This window comes from Streptomyces niveus, assembly GCF_001723055.1.
Lineage (GTDB): Bacteria > Actinomycetota > Actinomycetes > Streptomycetales > Streptomycetaceae > Streptomyces > Streptomyces niveus.
In genome coordinates this window covers 16,463-33,345 of record NZ_MDCR01000136.1, presented here as the reverse complement: position 1 = coordinate 33,345, position 16,883 = coordinate 16,463, and the positions used below count along the sequence as shown (strand labels likewise).

At 72.0% G+C, this 16,883-nt stretch carries 17 protein-coding genes and 1 riboswitch; of the genes, 11 read left to right on the top strand and 6 right to left on the bottom strand.

Annotation, left to right across the window (positions count from 1 at the left end):
* On the bottom strand, positions 1 to 373 hold a 373-nt coding region (locus tag BHU15_RS17380), incomplete at its 3' end, for an SIS domain-containing protein (protein WP_368483207.1).
* 139 nt (positions 374 to 512) lie between these two features.
* Between BHU15_RS17380 and BHU15_RS17375 the strand changes: the two genes are divergently transcribed.
* Positions 513 to 1,304, top strand: coding sequence for a DeoR/GlpR family DNA-binding transcription regulator (locus BHU15_RS17375; protein ID WP_023537246.1), 792 nt, complete (start codon positions 513 to 515; stop codon positions 1,302 to 1,304).
* Between the two features lie 56 nt (positions 1,305 to 1,360).
* On the opposite strand, the gene BHU15_RS17370 is transcribed toward BHU15_RS17375, so the two are convergent.
* Complete coding sequence (locus BHU15_RS17370) at positions 1,361 to 2,641, bottom strand: MBL fold metallo-hydrolase (protein ID WP_069628024.1); 1,281 nt, start codon at positions 2,639 to 2,641, stop codon at positions 1,361 to 1,363.
* Positions 2,642 to 2,920: 279 nt separating this feature from the next.
* On the opposite strand from BHU15_RS17370, the gene BHU15_RS17365 reads away from it, so the two are divergent.
* The 3 genes from BHU15_RS17365 (at position 2,921) to BHU15_RS17355 (ending at position 5,848) form a co-directional block, all read left to right on the top strand.
* Positions 2,921 to 4,102, top strand: a complete 1,182-nt coding sequence (locus tag BHU15_RS17365) for a glutamate dehydrogenase (RefSeq protein WP_247748823.1) — start codon at positions 2,921 to 2,923, stop codon at positions 4,100 to 4,102.
* Between the two features lie 57 nt (positions 4,103 to 4,159).
* Positions 4,160 to 4,777, top strand: a complete 618-nt coding sequence (locus BHU15_RS17360) for a TetR/AcrR family transcriptional regulator (RefSeq protein WP_079128199.1) — start codon at positions 4,160 to 4,162, stop codon at positions 4,775 to 4,777.
* 195 nt (positions 4,778 to 4,972) lie between these two features.
* On the top strand, positions 4,973 to 5,848 hold the full coding sequence (locus BHU15_RS17355) for a carbohydrate kinase family protein (protein WP_069628029.1): 876 nt from the start codon (positions 4,973 to 4,975) through the stop codon (positions 5,846 to 5,848).
* A gap of 29 nt (positions 5,849 to 5,877) precedes the next feature.
* Here BHU15_RS17355 and BHU15_RS17350 read toward each other — a convergent pair whose 3' ends face one another.
* Both BHU15_RS17350 and BHU15_RS17345 read right to left on the bottom strand, forming a co-directional pair.
* Positions 5,878 to 6,879, bottom strand: coding sequence for a DUF6745 domain-containing protein (locus BHU15_RS17350; RefSeq protein ID WP_069628022.1), 1,002 nt, complete (start codon positions 6,877 to 6,879; stop codon positions 5,878 to 5,880).
* Between the two features lie 96 nt (positions 6,880 to 6,975).
* Positions 6,976 to 7,305, bottom strand: a complete 330-nt coding sequence (locus BHU15_RS17345) for a DUF8820 family protein (protein WP_023537252.1) — start codon at positions 7,303 to 7,305, stop codon at positions 6,976 to 6,978.
* A 170-nt stretch (positions 7,306 to 7,475) separates the two neighbouring features.
* Here BHU15_RS17345 and BHU15_RS17340 point away from each other — a divergent pair, with 170 nt between their 5' ends.
* The 6 genes from BHU15_RS17340 to BHU15_RS17315 are packed head-to-tail and all read left to right on the top strand — an operon-like array spanning position 7,476 to position 13,599.
* A complete protein-coding gene (locus tag BHU15_RS17340) occupies positions 7,476 to 8,423 on the top strand; it encodes an STM4015 family protein (RefSeq protein ID WP_069628021.1) in 948 nt (315 codons plus the stop codon).
* Positions 8,420 to 9,394: an STM4015 family protein gene (locus tag BHU15_RS17335; RefSeq protein ID WP_069628020.1), complete on the top strand. Its 975-nt coding sequence runs from the start codon at positions 8,420 to 8,422 to the stop codon at positions 9,392 to 9,394. Before BHU15_RS17340 ends, BHU15_RS17335 begins: the two co-directional genes overlap by 4 nt.
* On the top strand, positions 9,375 to 10,541 hold the full coding sequence (locus BHU15_RS17330) for an STM4014 family protein (RefSeq protein ID WP_069628019.1): 1,167 nt from the start codon (positions 9,375 to 9,377) through the stop codon (positions 10,539 to 10,541). Before BHU15_RS17335 ends, BHU15_RS17330 begins: the two co-directional genes overlap by 20 nt.
* A gap of 55 nt (positions 10,542 to 10,596) precedes the next feature.
* Complete coding sequence (locus BHU15_RS17325; protein ID WP_069628028.1) at positions 10,597 to 11,406, top strand: STM4013/SEN3800 family hydrolase; 810 nt, start codon at positions 10,597 to 10,599, stop codon at positions 11,404 to 11,406.
* Positions 11,406 to 12,740, top strand: a complete 1,335-nt coding sequence (locus tag BHU15_RS17320; protein ID WP_069628018.1) for an STM4012 family radical SAM protein — start codon at positions 11,406 to 11,408, stop codon at positions 12,738 to 12,740. The genes BHU15_RS17325 and BHU15_RS17320 overlap by 1 nt, the downstream gene beginning before the upstream one ends.
* Positions 12,741 to 12,747: 7 nt before the next feature.
* Positions 12,748 to 13,599 (top strand): STM4011 family radical SAM protein, encoded by an 852-nt coding sequence (locus BHU15_RS17315; protein ID WP_069628017.1) that lies wholly within the window; start codon positions 12,748 to 12,750, stop codon positions 13,597 to 13,599.
* A 7-nt stretch (positions 13,600 to 13,606) separates the two neighbouring features.
* On the opposite strand, the gene BHU15_RS17310 is transcribed toward BHU15_RS17315, so the two are convergent.
* A complete protein-coding gene (locus BHU15_RS17310) occupies positions 13,607 to 14,404 on the bottom strand; it encodes an SGNH/GDSL hydrolase family protein (protein WP_069628016.1) in 798 nt (265 codons plus the stop codon).
* Positions 14,405 to 14,577: 173 nt separating this feature from the next.
* Positions 14,578 to 15,501, bottom strand: coding sequence for a M23 family metallopeptidase (locus BHU15_RS17305; protein ID WP_069628015.1), 924 nt, complete (start codon positions 15,499 to 15,501; stop codon positions 14,578 to 14,580).
* A 3-nt stretch (positions 15,502 to 15,504) separates the two neighbouring features.
* Positions 15,505 to 15,664: riboswitch (cyclic di-AMP (ydaO/yuaA leader) on the bottom strand.
* A 413-nt stretch (positions 15,665 to 16,077) separates the two neighbouring features.
* On the opposite strand from BHU15_RS17305, the gene BHU15_RS17300 reads away from it, so the two are divergent.
* Complete coding sequence (locus BHU15_RS17300; protein ID WP_069628027.1) at positions 16,078 to 16,881, top strand: tyrosine-protein phosphatase; 804 nt, start codon at positions 16,078 to 16,080, stop codon at positions 16,879 to 16,881.
* Positions 16,882 to 16,883: the final 2 nt, after the last annotated feature.

Genomic DNA, 16,883 nt, shown 5'->3' with positions numbered 1-16,883 from the left:
GGTCGTCGGCGGCGGAGCGGATCGGGGTCTCGGGGTCCGCGGTGATCGCGGTCGTACGGGCACTGCCACGCACGGTGGCCAGCAGGTCGAGCACCTCGGTGGTGGTGCCCGAGCGGGTCAGCGCCACGACGCGGTCGTAGCGGCGGCCGGCCGGGAACTCGGAGGCGGCGAAGGCGTCGGTCTCGCCCTGCCCGGCACCCTCCCTGAGCGCCGCGTACGCCTGGGCCATGTAGTACGAGGTGCCACAGCCGACGACGGCCGTGCGCTCACCGGCTTCGGGCAGTTGGCCGGAGCCGCGCAGGCCGTCGGCCAGCTCCGCCGCCCGGCTCCAGCTCGCGGGCTGACTGGCCAGTTCCGTCTGGACAAACGTCACGTCGGCTCTCCACTCTCGATCGCGGCACAGAAGATGTGCTTGTTTCTGCATGCTAGAGCAGAGTTTCGAGCACCTTCAAGCAAACCCTTCCGGTCGTGGAGGTGCTTGAATGATCCGGGGCGTGACATAAGGAGATGCGGTGGACCGGTACGCACGGCACAACACCCTGCTCGAACTGCTCGCCGAGCGGGGCCGGCTGGACGTCGACGACGTGGCCGCCGAGCTGGCGGTGTCGGCGGCGACCGTACGTAGGGACCTGGACCATCTCGCGGAGCAGCAGCTGCTCACCCGCACGCGGGGCGGGGCGGCGGCGCACTCCGTCTCGTACGGGCTGCCGCCGCGCTACAAGTCGGTGGGCCGGTCGGCGGAGAAGCAGCGCATCGGCGGTGCCGCCGCCGCGCTGGTGCGGCGGGGCATGGTGATCGGGCTCAACGGCGGCACGACGACGGCGGAGGTCGCGCGGGCCGTCGCCACGCGCGCGGATCTGGCCGACGCGCCGGGGCGGGGCGGCGAGCCCGCCGTCACCCTGGTGACGAACGCGCTGAACATCGCCCACGAGCTGGCCGTACGCCCGCACATCAAGATCGTGACCACCGGCGGGGTGGCGATGCCGCAGTCGTACGAGCTGGTGGGGCCGCTGGCCCGGCACATCCTGGGTGAGGTCAGCCTGGACATCGCCTTCATCGGCGCCGACGCCGTGGACCCGGAGGCGGGCGCGAGTGCGCACAGCGAGCACGAGGCGAGCATCAACGCGCTGCTCGCCGCACGGGCGCGCAGGCTCGTGGTGGTGGCGGACAGCTCGAAGCTGGGCACACCGGCGTTCGCCCGGATCTGCCCGACGGACGCCATCGACACCCTGATCACGGACACGGGCGCCCCCGACAGGGCGAGCCTGTTCGAGGAGCGCGGCGTGAGCGTGGTCCAGGTCTGACCGCCGGGTCGGGTGGGGGCGGGGTTACCAAACCACCGCGCCACGGCGTTACGGCGTTACGGCGCGCTCTGCGCGGAGGGTGCCGCCTCCGGCGAGCCCGGAGCGGTGCCCGTGCCCTGGTCCGCCGTACCCGCCTCGGCGCCGGAGGCCGAGGCCGTCGCCGGTACCGCCGCCTTGTCGCCGGCGGGCACCGCCTCAGGCCAGCCGCCGGCCGGCGGGACCGCGACGGAGCGCCACCACGGGGCGGCGGGGATGGTGTCGGTCAGCGTCGGCTCGTAGGACTCGCCCGGCCGCGGCAGCGCGAGTCGTACGCCCGCCTCCGCCGCCGCCGTGACCGTGCCCTCGCCGGGCTCGGCCCACGGGTGCGGGGCCAGGTTGAACGTGCCCCAGTGGATCGGCAGCATCACGCCGGACGGGCTGCCCTGCTGGAGGTCGAGGTGGGCGCGCAGGCCCTCGGCCGGGGTCATGTGGATGTCCGGCCAGTATTCGCTGTAGGCGCCGATCTGGATCATCGTGGCGTCGAAGGGTCCGTGCGCGGCCCCGATGTCGCGGAAGCCGGAGAAGTAGCCGGTGTCGCCGCTGTGGTAGACGCGGTGCTCGGGTCCGGCGACGGCCCAGGACGCCCAGAGGGTGTGCTGCTGGTTGCGCAGGCCACGGCCGCAGAAGTGCCGTGCGGGCGTCGCGGTGAACGAGATGCCCGCGACCTCCGCCGTCTCGTTCCAGTCCAGCTCGCGCAGCCGGGAGGCGGGTACTCCCCAGCGCTCCAGATGGGCGCCGACGCCGAGCGGTACGGCGAAGATCGTGTTCGTGGAGGCGAGGCCCTTGATCGTCGGCAGATCGAGGTGGTCGTAGTGGTCGTGCGAGATGACGACGACGTCGACCGGCCCGAGGGCGGCGAGCGAGACGGGCACGGGGTGCAGGCGCTTGGGTCCGGCGAAGGAGAACGGGGAGCAGCGCTCGCCCCAGACCGGGTCGAAGAGCACGCGCCGGCCGTCGATCTCGGCGAGGACGCTGGAGTGCCCCATCCAGGTCAGCCGCAGCCCGGAAGCGGGCGGTACGGCGAGGTCCGCCAGGGTGTCCTGGTGGACGGGGATGGGCGTGGCGGGCGCGCGCCGGGCGCGCGCGTCCTTGCTGAAGTAGACCTTCGACAGCTCCAGTTTGGAGCCGGACGGTCTGATTCTGGCGGTGCCCTCGGGATTCTGGAACACGCCGTCCGCGAAGTTCGGGGAATTCTGAATCCGCTCCAGGCGCTTACCGGCCGAGTCGGCCCCGAAGGCCTCGGACCGCATCGCGCGCAGCCGGGAGCGGAGTGAGGGTGGGGAGCCGGCGCCGTTCACTGCATCTCCTGAAGGTTCGGGTTCATCACATTATGGGCTGTTTCCATGCCCGGGGTGCCACGCCGGTGCGCCGTCCGTGGCACCTCGATGCAACGTGCGGACGATCTCGCGGATTCCCGTACGGCCACGGAGAGGCGATATCCGGCCATGCGACCGCACGGCGACGCGACCACGGCCCACGCGGCCACCACCCGGCGGTCTCCTCGGATGATCTTTGACAGCCGAGCACCCCGCTCCCGATACTGACTCATCATTCAGTTACGTCGCCTGGAGGCACCCTTGTCCCCTCTGATATCGCTGACCTGGCACGACCATGTGACCGGCCGCGCGGGCTATCTCGTCGTCGACCGGCTCGTGCGCGGAGTCTCCAGCGGCGGACTGCGGATGCGCGAGGGCTGCTCGCTGGACGAGGTCACGGGACTGGCGCGTGGCATGACCATGAAGGAGGCCCTGCATTACAACGACGACCCGGCGGCGCGCTACATCCCGCTCGGCGGCGCCAAGGGCGGTATCGACTGCGACCCCCGGGACCCGGCGGCGTACGGCATCCTCGTCCGCTACCTGCGCGCCGTGCGGCCGTACATCGAGACCGTCTGGACCATGGGCGAGGATCTGGGGCTGACCCAGGACGTCGTCGACAAGGCAGCCGCGGAGGCGGGGCTCGTCTCGACCGTCCAGGCGATCCATCCGCTCCTGGACGACGAGGCGGCGGCCCGTAGACGGCTCGCCGACGCGTTCGCCGTCCAGGTGGACGGCATCGGCCTGGACGAACTGGCCGGCGGCTGCGGAGTGGCCGAGTCCGCGCTCACCGCGCTCGACCGGGCGGGGGTGCCGTACGGCGGGACGCGGGTCGCGGTGCAGGGGCTCGGCACCATGGGCGGGGCGACGGCGCGGTTCCTGTCCCGGGCCGGACTCAAGGTGGTGGCCGTGGCGGACGTCAAGGGGACCATCGCCTGCCCGGCCGGCCTGGACGTCGAGGCGCTGCTCGCCGCGCGTGACGCGTTCGGGACGGTGGACCGCGCGGCGCTGCGGCCCGGCGACCGCGAACTGCCGGGCGAGGCCTGGCTGTCGGTGGACGCCGAGATCCTGGTGCCGGCCGCCGTCTCGTACGCGATCGACACCGCCAACCAGGCGCGGATCACGGCCCGTTGGATCGTGGAGGCGGCGAACATGCCTGTTCTGCCCGAGGCGGAGGAGCTGCTGGCCGCGCGCGGGATCACGGTGTTGCCGGACGTCGTCGTCAACTCCGGTACGAACGCCTGGTGGTGGTGGACCCTCTTCGGCGACATCGGCCCCGATGCCGACGAGGCGTTCGCCCACACCCGCCGCTCCATGCGCGCGCTGACGGAGCTGACTCTTCAGCGCGCGGAGGCGGCGGGTACGACCCCGCGGGCCGCCGCGCACGCGATCGCCGCCGACCGACTGCCCCTGATCGCCGAGCGGTTCGGGCACTACCGCTGACCGGCCGGTTTACGCCCGCCCGGTTTCTGTAAACCAGCGCGAGTTAGGGTTCTGAGTGTGGCGAGAGTACGGCTGAGTGTGGAGGAGCGGCGCGAGGACCTGCTGCGCGCCGCCGTCGATCAGATCCAGACGCGGGGGGTGGCCGCCGTGCGTATCGCGGATGTGGCCACCGCCCTCGGGGTGAGCAACGCCCTGGTGCTGTATCACTTCTCCACGAAGGAGGCGCTGCTCGCCGCCGCCTTCCGCCACTCCGCCGGTGAAGACCTGGCGCAGCTACGGGAGTTGCTCGGCAGCCGGGGCAGCGCCCTGCACCGGCTGCACGCCGCGACCCGCTGGTACGCGCCGACCGGCGAGGCCAAGGGCTGGCGGCTGTGGATCGAGGGGTGGGCGGCGGCGCCGCGCGAGCCCGCGCTGCACGAGGTGGCCAGCGATCTCGACCAGCAGTGGAAGGCCGCCCTGGCGGCCGTCATCACCGAGGGCGTCGAGGCGGGCGAGTTCCAATGCGCCGACCCGGTGGCGACGGCCTGGCGGCTGACCGCGCTGCTCGACGGACTCGCGGTGCAGATGACGTCGTACGCGGGGTCGCTCAGCCGCGCCACGTTGCTGGACTGGTCGGACGAGGCGCTGGCGCGTGAACTGGGCGTGGACAGGGCGGCACTCACCCGCGACGGCTGACCGGCGCAGCCGGGTGACGGACACCCACCGCGGCGGCCGGCGGCGGCACGGCCGTACTGTGGCGGGCATCGGGCATCCGGAACGAAGGTGGAGACTGTGGCGCAGCAGCGGACCGAACATCCGGACGTCGAGCGGGCCGTCGAGGCGAGGACCGGGCCGGGGGCCGGGCCGGCGGACGAGCCGCGCCATGACGTGCTGGTCGTCGGCGGCAGCGGCGTGGACACCGTCGTCCGTGTCGACTCGCTCCCCGTCCCGCTCGCCGACTCGGTCGGTGTCGGTCCGATCCGCGAATGGCCGGGGCAGACCGGCGGCAACGTCGCCCTGGGCTGTCACGCGCTCGGGCTGAACGTCAAGTTCCTCGACTTCATCGGTGACGACTGGACGGGCGGTCAGGTCCGCGAGCATCTCGCCAAGGGCGGTGTGGACTTCGAGGGAATGCACTCGCCCTCCGGCACGCGTCGCGCGGTCAATCTGGTCGACAAGACCGGTCGCAGGATGTCCTTCCACGACGCGCGCGATCCCGAGGATCTGCGGATGCCGCGCGAGTTCTACCTGCCGCATCTGGAGCGGGCCCGGCATGTCCATCTGTCGATCACGAACTTCACCCGGTTCCTCTTCGACGACATCATCGAGCAGGGTGTGCCGGTCTCGACCGATCTGCACGACTGGGACGGGATGGACGCCTACCACCGGGAGTTCGCGTATCGCGCGGATCTGGTCTTCCTCAGCGCCGCCGGGGCGCGCGAGCGCATAGGGCCGGTGATGCGGGAGATCCTGCGGGAGGGCAGGGCGCAGGCGGTGGTGGCCACGGCCGGCGCCGGCGGGTCGTATCTGCTGACCCGCGAGGGCAGCCGTACGCCCCGGCCGGTCCCGGCGACCGTCCCGCCCGCACCGGTGGTGGACTCCAACGGCGCGGGCGACGCGTATGTCGCCGGTTTCCTCTACGGCCGCCTCGCCGGGCGGAGTCTGGACGACTGCGCCCACCTCGGCGCGATCGCGGGCGCCTACGCCTGCACGGTGGAGGGCAGTTCCTCCCTGATCACGGGCGAGGCGCTCCGGTCCGCCCGCTGAGCGGCCGGCGGACCCGGAGTGCGCGGCGGTCAGGTCTGCCGCATCGGTTCGTACTGCTCGGCGTCCAGGCCGAACGTCCAGGCCACTCCCTCCTTGGCCGTACGGGTCCCCGGCGGCACCCGCAGCCAGTAGGTGCGGCTCGTGCCGTCGGGCTCGGGGGTGGAGTTGACGACCTCCACCATCACCACGTCCTCGTCGCCGTCGAGCGCTATCCGCCAGAGGATGCCGGTCTCGTCCTTGCCCATCGGCTGGGCGCCGGACTCGGTGAGATAGCGGTCGTAGCCGTAGTGCTCCAGCATCACGCGGCGCAGTTCCGCGTTCTCCTCGGCGCGGATCCGCGCCGGGTCGAGCGAGGTGAGTTCGGCGAGGAAGCCGGCCGGGACGGGCATCCCGCGCCACGCGTACAGGGCGAAGCCGTCCGGGTAGGCGAGCGCCGGGCCGTCGCCGCGGTCCAGACGTCCGGCCTCGTCGCGGTGCAGCTCCACGGGACGTTCGCAGACCACCGTCACGTTCTCGTACGGCCACCACCAGCCGGCGTGCTCCGCCACCTCGGCGAGTCCCGCGAGCCGGTCGCCGCGGCCGTCGAAGGCGGCCAGCCAGGCGGCGTCGTGCTGGCCGAGGACCGCGTCGAGCAGCAGCTGACGCGTCTCGGCGAGGTCGGCCGTCTCCGGGCCGGCCGCGTCGGTGATGCCGGAGCGGATCCGCTCGGCGAGCGCGCGGGTGGTGTCCCACAGCCGGGCGCCGGTCGCGCCCCACCGCTCGGCCCAGCCCGCCGGGCCCAACTCGTCGTGGATACGCCGCCGTTCCTCGGCCCACGGCTTGGTGCGGACCTCCTCACGGACCGATCCGCCCTGATCCGTGAGGGACCGGACGACGGCGAGTCCGGCGAGCGGGGAGTCCGCCCAGATGATCCGCTCCGGCTCGGTCAGCCCGGCCGTACGGTAGGCGCGCCGTATCCCCGCCTCGGCCGCCGGCCGGTCGGCCGCCCCCGTCGCCGCCGCGACGCCCCGCCACTTGTCCATGTGCCGCATGTCTGATGCCCCGTCCCCTGTTGTCGCTGTCCCGATGTACCGCACGCTGCTCACCGCTCACCACCCCGCTCGACCCGAACTGTCGCCCGTCGCCGCTCAGTCGGCGACGACGCGCACCGCGCCCGGCAGGTACTCGCGCTGGCGCACCACGCGGAACCACCCCTTGGGCAGCGGGATCGCCGCGTGCTCCTCGTGCACCACCCGGCCGCCCTCCGGCAGATGGAGCAGCATCGGCCCGAACTCGCCGCCCGTCTCCCGCACGAGCAGACCGGGTCCCGTCACCGCGTGGGCGTGGCCCGTGACCTCGCCCAGCGCGAGGACGAGACGGCCCCGCCCGTCCCTCGGCTCGCTCCGCGCCTCGCTGATCCCGGACGGCACGCTGTCATCCGCGACGGGCACGATCAGCACGTCTCCCTGCCGGTACATGGCTCTCCCCTCGACCGTCGGCGCCGGGTGGCGCCGACCTGTGAACGACGCTAGACGGTGGGTCTGACAACGGGCTCAGCCCCCGAACCGGGCTTGTCAGTGGGGCCTGTTACAACTTCTCTCAGCAGCAAGCCGATCAACGCCGACGCCCGGTGTCTGGAGCACTCGCCATGACCGTTTCGAACAACATGCAGGAGTTGGACGGCCTGCCCGCGTTCGACTTCCCCGACGCCGAAGCCGAACCGAAGGCGACGCTCCCCGCCGCGGGATCGGTGGCCTGGCGGGTCGCCGTCGACGCCTACGACAGCGAGGAGGAGTGGGAGTCGGCGTTCGCCCGCTTCCTCAAGGCGGTCGACACCACCGAGGTCCGCGCGCTGATAGTCGGCGCCTGGAGCGAGGCGTACGACACCGCACCCGACGAGGTGATAGCGGCGATCGTCGCGGCGAGCGACCGACTCCCCTCTCTGCGGGCGCTGTTCGTCGGCGACATCACCTACGAGGAGTGCGAGATCTCCTGGATCAACCAGACGGCGATGGCACCGCTGATCAACGCGCTCCCGCAGTTGCGCTCGTTCGGGGTGCGCGGCGGCCAGGGACTGGACATGACCGGCATCAAGCACGAGGGGCTTCGTTCGCTGACCGTCGAGACCGGCGGTCTGGACGCCGACGTGGTGCGGAACATCGGCGTGGCCGAACTGCCCGCGCTCGAGCATCTGGACATCTGGCTGGGCACGTCCTGGTACGGCGCGAACACGATCGTGGCGGACCTGGACGCGTTCCTCACCGGAGCGCGGCTGCCCGCGCTGAAGTCGCTGGCCCTGCGCAACAGCGAGATCCAGGACGACATCGCGGCCGCGCTGGCGGGAGCGCCGGTCGTGGCGCGGCTGGAGACGCTGGATCTGTCGATGGGCACCCTCGGGGACGAGGGCGCGGAGGCGCTGCTCGGCGGCCAGCCGCTCACGCACCTGAAGAAGCTCGATCTGCACCACCACTTTCTGAGCGAGCCGATGCGGGAGCGGATCCGCGCGACGCTGGAGCCCGCCGGTGTGGTCGTGGACCTGTCGGAGTGCGAGTCCGCGAGGAACGACGAGTCGCGATTCACGGCGGTGGCGGAATGAGCGACGCTGTCGAGACCAACCCCTACGAGCAGCTCTGCGGACTGCCCTTCTTCACCCTCCCCCTCGACGAGGACCCGGTACCGGGGGCGCTGCCCGAACCCGATGCCGTCGCCTGGCGGCTCGACTGCGGGTATGAGGAGGAGTGGACTTTCACCAGGGTGTGGCAGCGCTTCACGCAGGTCGTGGACACCGGGCGCGTGCGCGCGCTGGTCATCGGTCCGTGGTGGACCGGTGACTACTCGGGACTGGGCCCCGCCATGGAGCAGATCATCGCCGACGCGGCACGGTTTCCCGCCCTGCGCGGGCTGTTCCTGGCGGACGTGGACAGCGAGCGGTGCGAGATCTCCTGGCTGAGGATGACCGACGTCACCCCGGCGATCGAGGCGTTCCCCCTGCTTGAGGAGTTCCGCGTGCAGGGCTGCGGCGACACCTACGAGGACGGCGATCTGCGACTGCGGCCGGTGAAGCACGAGCGTCTGCGTCTGCTGTGTCTCGAATCGGGCGGGCTGCCGGGCTCCGTCGTGCGCGCCGTCGGCGCGAGCGAGCTGCCGGCGCTGGAGCGTCTGGAGCTGTGGCTGGGCGTCGAGGAGTACGGCGGCAGCGCCACCGTCGCCGATCTGGCGCCCTTCCTCGACGGCGGCCGATTCCCGCGGCTGCGCCATCTGGGGCTCCAGAACAGCGAGATCCAGGACGAGATCGTCGGCGCGGTGGCCTCCGCGCCGGTCGTGGCCGGGCTCGAAACACTGGCGCTGTCCATGGGCACCCTCGGCGACGAGGGTGCCGAGGCACTCCTCACCGGACAGCCGCTCACCCACCTCAGAGAGCTGGACCTGGACCACCACTTCATGTCACCGGCCTGGACCGCGCGGATCCAGGAGGCTCTGGAGCCGCACGGTGTGCGGGTGAAGCTGGAGCCTGCCGACGACATCGACGAAGACGACGAGTGGCGTTATGTCGCCGTCTCCGAGTAGCGGCGGGCCGCGCCTCGCGGTCGTCGGCAATCCCGCCAACCGCCGGGTCCGGCTGTTCCAGGACGCGGTCGCGGCGGCGGGATTGCCGGCGGCCCGTGAGATGGCCTGGCTCGATGTGCTGGGCGGGCGGGCCGAGTTCCGGCCCGGTGAGGTCGTCCGGGTCGAGTCGCCGGGCGAGGACGCGGCGGTGGAGCGGCTGCTGCGCGGAGGGGACGATCCGACACGGGTCGAGGGCACGGCGCTCTGGTACGAGCGGTTCACCGCCGCCGTACGGGAGTTGGGCCGGGCCGTACGGGACACGGGGGCGCGGCTCCTGGACGACCCGGACGAACTGGCGGTGCTGTTCGACAAGCGGCTCTGCCACGACGTGCTGGACCGGGCCTCCGTACCCGTACCGCCGTCGCCGACCTCGGGGCCCGGCGCCCCGCCCGTGCGCGGCTGGGACGACGTACGCGCGCTGATGGACGCTCCCGGTATGCGCCGGGTCTTCGTCAAGATCGCCCACGGCTCGTCGGCCTCCGGGGTGCTGGCCGTCGAGACCGGCGGCGCGGGCCGGGTGCGGGCGACGACCTCGGTCGAACGCGACGCGGCCGGGCGGCTGTTCAACTCGCTGCGGGTCCGGCGTCTGACCACCGAGCGGGAGGTGGCGGCGGTCGTCGACGCGCTGGCCCCGGACGGGCTGCATGTCGAGCGGTGGCTGCCGAAGGCCACCCAGCAGGGCCGGGCGGCCGACCTGCGGGTGGTGGTCGTCGCGGGCCGGGCGACGCACGCCGTCGTACGGACCAGTTCGTCGCCCATGACCAATCTGCATCTCGGCGGGGCGCGCGGCGATCTGGACGCGGTACGGGCGGCGACCGAGGCGGCCGGCGGCGGGGCGAGCTGGGCCGCCGCCCTGGAGATCTGCGAGCGGGCCGCCGCCTGCTTCCCCGGCACACACTGCGTGGGCGTGGACCTGCTGCCGGCGACCGGCTGGCGGCGCTTCGCGGTCGGCGAGGTCAACGCCTTCGGCGATCTGCTGCCGGGCCTCACCGGACTGCCGGGCAGCGGCGTGGAGGGCCTTGACACGTACGGCGCGCAGCTCGCGGCGCTGCTCGCGGGCGGGCCGCCGAGGTCCGTGACGGGACGGGAGCACCATGCGCGGGCCTGAGCTGAGGGGCGCGGAGACCGCCGGCCCGGCGGGCGACGGCACATGGATGCCCGACATGAGTCAGGTCGTCGGGCGTGACGATCTGCTGCTGGTCACTCTCGACACGCTGCGTTTCGACGTCGCCGCCGAGCTGGCCGGGGCGGGCCGGCTGCCGAATCTCGCCGCCCATCTGCCCGGCGGGCGCTGGGAGGAGCGGCACGCCCCCGGCAGCTTCACCTACGCCTCGCACCAGGCGATGTTCGCCGGGTTCCTGCCGACACCCGCCGCGCCGGGGCCGCATCCGAGGCTGTTCGCGGCGCGGTTCGAGGGCAGCGAGTCCACGGCGGACAGGACGTACGTCTTCGACGCGCCCGACCTCGTGTCGGGCCTCGCGGACGCCGGGTACCGTACGGTGTGCATCGGGGGTGTCGGCTTCTTCAACAAGCGGGGCGCGCTCGGTTCCGTACTGCCGGGGATGTTCCAGGAGAGCCACTGGGAGCCGGAGTTCGGCGTCGCTTCGCCGACGTCGTTCGAGGCGCAGGTGGCCCGCGCGGAGCGGGTCGTCGCCGAACTGCCCGCCGGTCAAAGGCTGTTCCTGTTCGTCAACGTGCCGTCGCTGCACCACCCGAACTGGTTCCATCTGCCCGGCGCCACCCGGGAGGCCGGTGACTCGCGCGCGACGCACGCCGCCGCGCTGGAGTACGTCGACCGGCACATCGGCCGGTTGTTCGCCGCCGCGAGCAGCCGGCGCCGCTGCTTCACGATCGTCTGTTCCGACCACGGCACGGCCTACGGCGACGACGGCTGGACGGGGCACCGCCTCGGCCACGAGTCCGTCTGGACGGTGCCGTACGCGCACTTCTTCCTGGAGCCAGGGGCACATTGATGACCAACGCACCACGCCCGTACGAGAGTTACGTCTACGCCTACCCGCACAAGACCGCGTACCGCCCGCTGGCGGACCGCCCGGCCCTGCGTGAGTTGTGGGCGGATGAACGCAAGGACGCGCTCTCGCTCTATCTGCACATACCGTTCTGCGAGGTCCGCTGCGGCTTCTGCAACCTGTTCACACGCATCGGCGCGCCCGACGAGCTGACGACGCGCTATCTGGACGCGCTCGACCGGCAGGCGACCGCCGTGGCGGACGCGCTGCACGCGGGGGCCGCGACCGGCGTGCGGTTCGCGGCGGCGGCCTTCGGCGGCGGCACGCCCACCTTCCTCGACGCCGGCGAGCTGGAGCGGCTGTGCGACATCGCCGAGAAGCGGATGGGCGCCGACCTGCGGGCCGTCCCCCTCTCCGTGGAGACGTCGCCGTCGACCGCCACGGCCGACCGGCTGTCGGTGCTGGCCGAGCGGGGGGCCACGCGGGTGAGCATCGGCGTACAGAGCTTCGTCGAGGAGGAGGCGAAGGCGGCGGTGCGCCCGCAGCGCCGCTCGGACGTGGAGGCCGCGCTGGGCCGGATCCGGGACGCGCGGATCCCGGTCCTCAACATCGACCTCATCTACGGCATCGACGGCCAGACCCCGGAGTCCTGGCGGCTCTCGCTCGACGCGGCGCTCGCCTGGCGGCCCGAGGAGCTGTATCTCTACCCGCTGTACGCCCGGCCGCTGACACCGCTCGGGCGGCGCGCGCATCCCAGTGAGGCCGGCTGGGACGCGCAGCGGCTCGATCTGTACCGGCGGGGCCGGGACCATCTCCTCGCGCGGGGCTACGAGCAGGTGTCGATGCGGATGTTCCGCCGCTCCGGCGCGCCTCGCGAGGGGGCGGACGACTACGCCTGCCAGACCGACGGCATGATCGGCCTCGGCTGCGGGGCGCGCTCGTACACCTCGGACCTGCACTACTCCTTCGACTACGCGGTCGGGATGCGCGAGATCCGGTCCATCATCGACGCGTACACGACCACCGAGGACTTCTCCCGCGCCGAGGTGGGCCGCGCGGTCGACGCGGACGAGACGCGCCGCCGCCATCTCCTCCAGTCGCTGCTCCAGGCCGAGGGCATGGCGGTGGAGGGCTACCGCGAGCGGTTCGGCAGCCGCCCCGCCGACGACTTCCCGGGCGAGCTGGACCGCTTCGCCGGTCTCGGCTGGCTCGACACGGACGCCGGGCCGGACCTGCTGCGGCTCTCGCCGACAGGTCTGGCGTACTCGGACGCGCTGGGCCCGGCCCTGTTCTCCCCAGCCGTCCGGGCCGCGATGGCCGCGTACGAAGCGAAGTGAGACGCGCATGGACCTGACGATCCTCTACCGTGGCCCACTCGCCTCCTGCGACTACGACTGTCCCTACTGCCCGTTCGCCAAGCGCCGTGACAGCACGGACCAGTTGCGCGCGGACCGCGCGGCTCTGACGCGCTTCACGGACTGGGCCGCCGAGCAGACGGACGACCGGCTGTCGGTCCTCTTCACCCCGTGGGGCGAGGGCCTGACCCGCTCCTGGTACCGGCGGGCGCTCACCGACCTCTCCCATCTCCCCCATGTCGCGCGGGTCGCGATCCAGACCAATCTGAGCTGCCGCACGGACTGGCTGAAAGCCGCCGACCCGGCGAAGCTGGCCCTGTGGTGCACGTACCACCCGGGCCAGACGCCGTACGACCGTTTCCTCACCAGGTGCCGGGAGCTGGGCACGGCGGGCATCCGGTTCAGCGTCGGGATCGTCGGCTTCCCCGACCATCTCGCCGAGGCCCGCCGACTGCGCGACGACCTCCCCGAGCAGGTCTATCTGTGGGTCAACGCGGCGGAGGGCCGCACCTATACGGACCCGGAGGCCGCCGAGTGGACGTCGGTCGACCCCTTGTTCCCGTACAGCCGTCACCCGCACCGCTCGGCGGGTCTGCCGTGCCGCACGGGCGAGTCGGTGATCTCGGTCGACGGCGAAGGCACGGTCCGCCGCTGCCACTTCGTCCCGGCGGAGCTGGGCAATCTGTACGACGGTTCGTACCGTACGGCCCTGAAGCCCCGCGCCTGCCCCCTGGCGGTCTGCGACTGCCACATCGGGTACGTCCACCTGGAGACGCTGCCGCTGTACGACGTCTTCGCGGGCGGCGTGCTGGAGCGCATACCGGCGGCCCCGGTCCGCTGACGCGCCGTCAGCGCCGTACCAGCGGCAGCAGGTCCGGGCGTTTGGCGACGGTGTGGTCGCCGGAGGATTCGCCGCGCAGCCGGCGGCCGATCCAGGGGACGAGGTATTCGCGTGCCCACTGCACGTCGTCGCGGCGTACTTCCAGCGCGCCGCGTGGTGGCTGTGGCGGCCAGGGCTGGTCGGGGTCGGCGGGGACGGTCAGGCCGAGGACCTGGGCGGCGCGCAGTGCGACCCGGGTGTGACCCTCCGGGGACAGGTGCAGCCGGTCGCCGTCCCAGGCGCGCCTGTCCTGGACCGACTTGAGCGACCACAGGTCCAGCACCGGGCAGTCGTAGCGGTCGGCGATGGAGCGGACATGCGCGGTGAACGTGGCGATCTTGCCGCGCAGATGGCGCAGCACCGGCACGCCCCGGGTGTCGAACCCGGTGGGGACCATGACGGTGCCGACCGCGCCCGTCAGGTCGGCCAGCGCGCGTTCGAAGCGTTCGGCGACGTCGTCGGGGTCGCTGCCGGGGCGGATGATGTCGTTGCCGCCGGCGCAGAACGTCACCAGATCGGGGGCGAGTTCCTTGGCGCGCGGAATCTGCTCGGCCACGATCTGGTCGAGCAGCCTTCCCCGTACGGCGAGATTGGCATAGCGGAAGGAATCGGGGGCGGGTTCGGCGAGCAGTACGGCGAGCCGGTCCGCCCAGCCGACGTAGATTCCGCCCGGTCCCAGGTCGCCGACGCCTTCGGTGAAGCTGTCACCGATGGCGGCGTACGACCCGAAGGTACTTCTGGTCGTTGATCTCGAATCGTCAGCCACAGCTGAACATCATTCACCCGGTCATGTGACCTACGCGACCGTAAGGAGGTGTTGACGCCGGTGAGAAACACCACCGGTCAAAATTCGTTCAAGCCGGAATACGGGAAAGGCCGTTGGCCGGCTCGTGGTGCCGGCCGACGGCCTTTCGTTCTCCGCCGGATCGGGGTGAAGGGTCAGAGAGAAACGCCGTGCTCGCGCAGGTACGCCAGCGGGTCGACATCCGAGCCGTAGCTCGGGCCGGTGCGGATCTCGAAGTGCAGGTGCGGCCCGGTGGAATTGCCGGTCGAACCGGAGAGACCGATCTGGTCGCCGCCACCGACGCTCTGGCCCGCCGAGACGGAGAGCGAGGAGAGGTGGGCGTACTGCGAGTACTGGCCGTCGTCGTGCTTGATGACGACCTCGTTGCCGTACGACCCGGCCCAGCCGGCCGAGACGACGGTGCCCGGGCCGACCGCCTTGACGGTGGTGCCAGAGGAGGCCGCGAAGTCCACGCCGGTGTGGTAGCCGCTGGCCCAGCTGCCGCCGGCCGCGCGGTAGGCGGTGGTGGTGGCCGCGCCGTCGACGGGGGCGGTGTAGCCGGAGGCGTTGCTCTGCGCCGCGGACTGGTTCGCCGTGGTGTCGGCCTTCGGGGCGGGCTTCGCGGGGGCGGGCGCGGCCTTCTTCGGCTCGGCCTTCTTGGGCGCTGCCGCCTTCGGCGCCGCCTTCTTCGGGGCGGCCTCGGCCTTCGCGCCGATGGTGAGCTTGAGGCCCGGGTGGATCAGCGACGGGTTGTCACCGACGGCCTCGCGGTTGTCGGCGTACAGCTTCTGCCAGCCGCCGCTGACCTTCTGCGTCTCGGCGATCTTGGCGAGATAGTCGCCCGCGGTGACCGAGTACGTCGTCACGGTCTTGGCGGTCGCGGCCTGCTTGGCCGTCTGCGGCGCGGCAGCGGCCTGCGCGGTGTGCGCCACCGACGGGGCGGCGGCCTGCTCGGCGGCGTGGGCGCCCGTGGCACCGATGAGCGGAATGGCGAGTGCGGCGCCACCCGTTCCGGCGGCGACGATTCCGCGCGTGATCGGGTTGGTCCTCTGACGACGGTGCTTACCCTTTGCGGGCATGGCGAATTCCTTCTCCGGCGCCTACGAGGTGAGCTGTCGGGTTCGGGCTGGAGATGCCCGGCCGCGCCGTGACGCGACTTCACCCCAAGCCGTCCGGATGTCCGGGCCGGCGTACTACCTGGGTCCCCCGCTCCTGCCACACATGGATGAGTGCTGGGTGGATGCGGATTCCGAACGGCGGCAGGATTCGGCGATCCGCTCGGATTGCGGTGACGGTAAGCCGCGTGGGCCGACCCGGACAAGCCGTCGTATTCCTTCGGCATTACGCCGACGAATATCGGCCGCCGCACGCGGTCACCCTGCGTGGATTACGGATCTTCGAATTCCGGGCGCCGTCCCAATTCCCTTCCCCGGCGCGGCCACACACCGTCACGGATATGATCTGGCTCACCAGCCGGGGACGATCTGCACCCATCTCCCCTGCGACCAGGGCACGTTATACGTAATCACGCAATACGGACAGAAGCCCTTTTCGTGAGCCTCTTTCAGCGGCCACCCATGTCGTAAAGTCGGAGCGCGACAGCGTCGGCGACGAGCGCCGGCCGCAGACGCGGAGGAGCTCACGTGACGCACGAGGTGCCGCAGCAGGTCCCGCCGGCCGAGCCCGAACTGGCAGGTGTCCGCAACTTCCGCGACGTCGGTGGCCTGCCCACCGCCGACGGGCGGCGCGTACGGTACGGACGGCTCTACCGCAGCGGCCACCTCGCACACGCCACCGCCGAGGACTCGGCGTTCCTGACGTCGCTGGGGCTGCACACGGTCTTCGACTTCCGCAACGCGGCCGACCAGAAGCTCGACGGTCTGGACGTCGAGCTGCCCGGCGTGCGGAACGTGAACATTCCGCTCACCGACCCGGCCGACGGGAGCGAGTTCTGGAAGATGGTCCGCGACGGCGACCTCGACCAGCTGCGGTCGATCCTCGGCGACGGCAAGGGCGTGGCCCGGATGTCCGCTTCGTACCGTTCGATCATTCTGGACCGCACCGCCGAGCACCGGCAGGTGCTGCACGCCCTGGCCGAGGAGAGCCTGCCCGCCCTGATGCACTGCGCGGCGGGCAAGGACAGGGCCGGTCTCTCCATCGCCGTGTCGCTGCTCGCCGTGGGCGTGGAGCGGGAGGCCATCGAGGCCGACTATCTGAAGTCGAACGATCCGCACCGCCGGTACCTGATTCGCCGCAGCGACCCGACGCCCGGCGGGACTTCGCCGGAGGTGCTGGAGCTGCTGGCCCCGCTCTTCGACGCGCGCGCGGTGTATCTGGAGACGGCGTTCACGACGATGGAGGAGACGTGGGGCAGCGTCGAGCGCTATCTCACGGACGGCCTGGGGCTGACGGACGAGACGCGGGAGCGGCTGCGCGGGCGTCTCGTCGACCAGACCTAGGA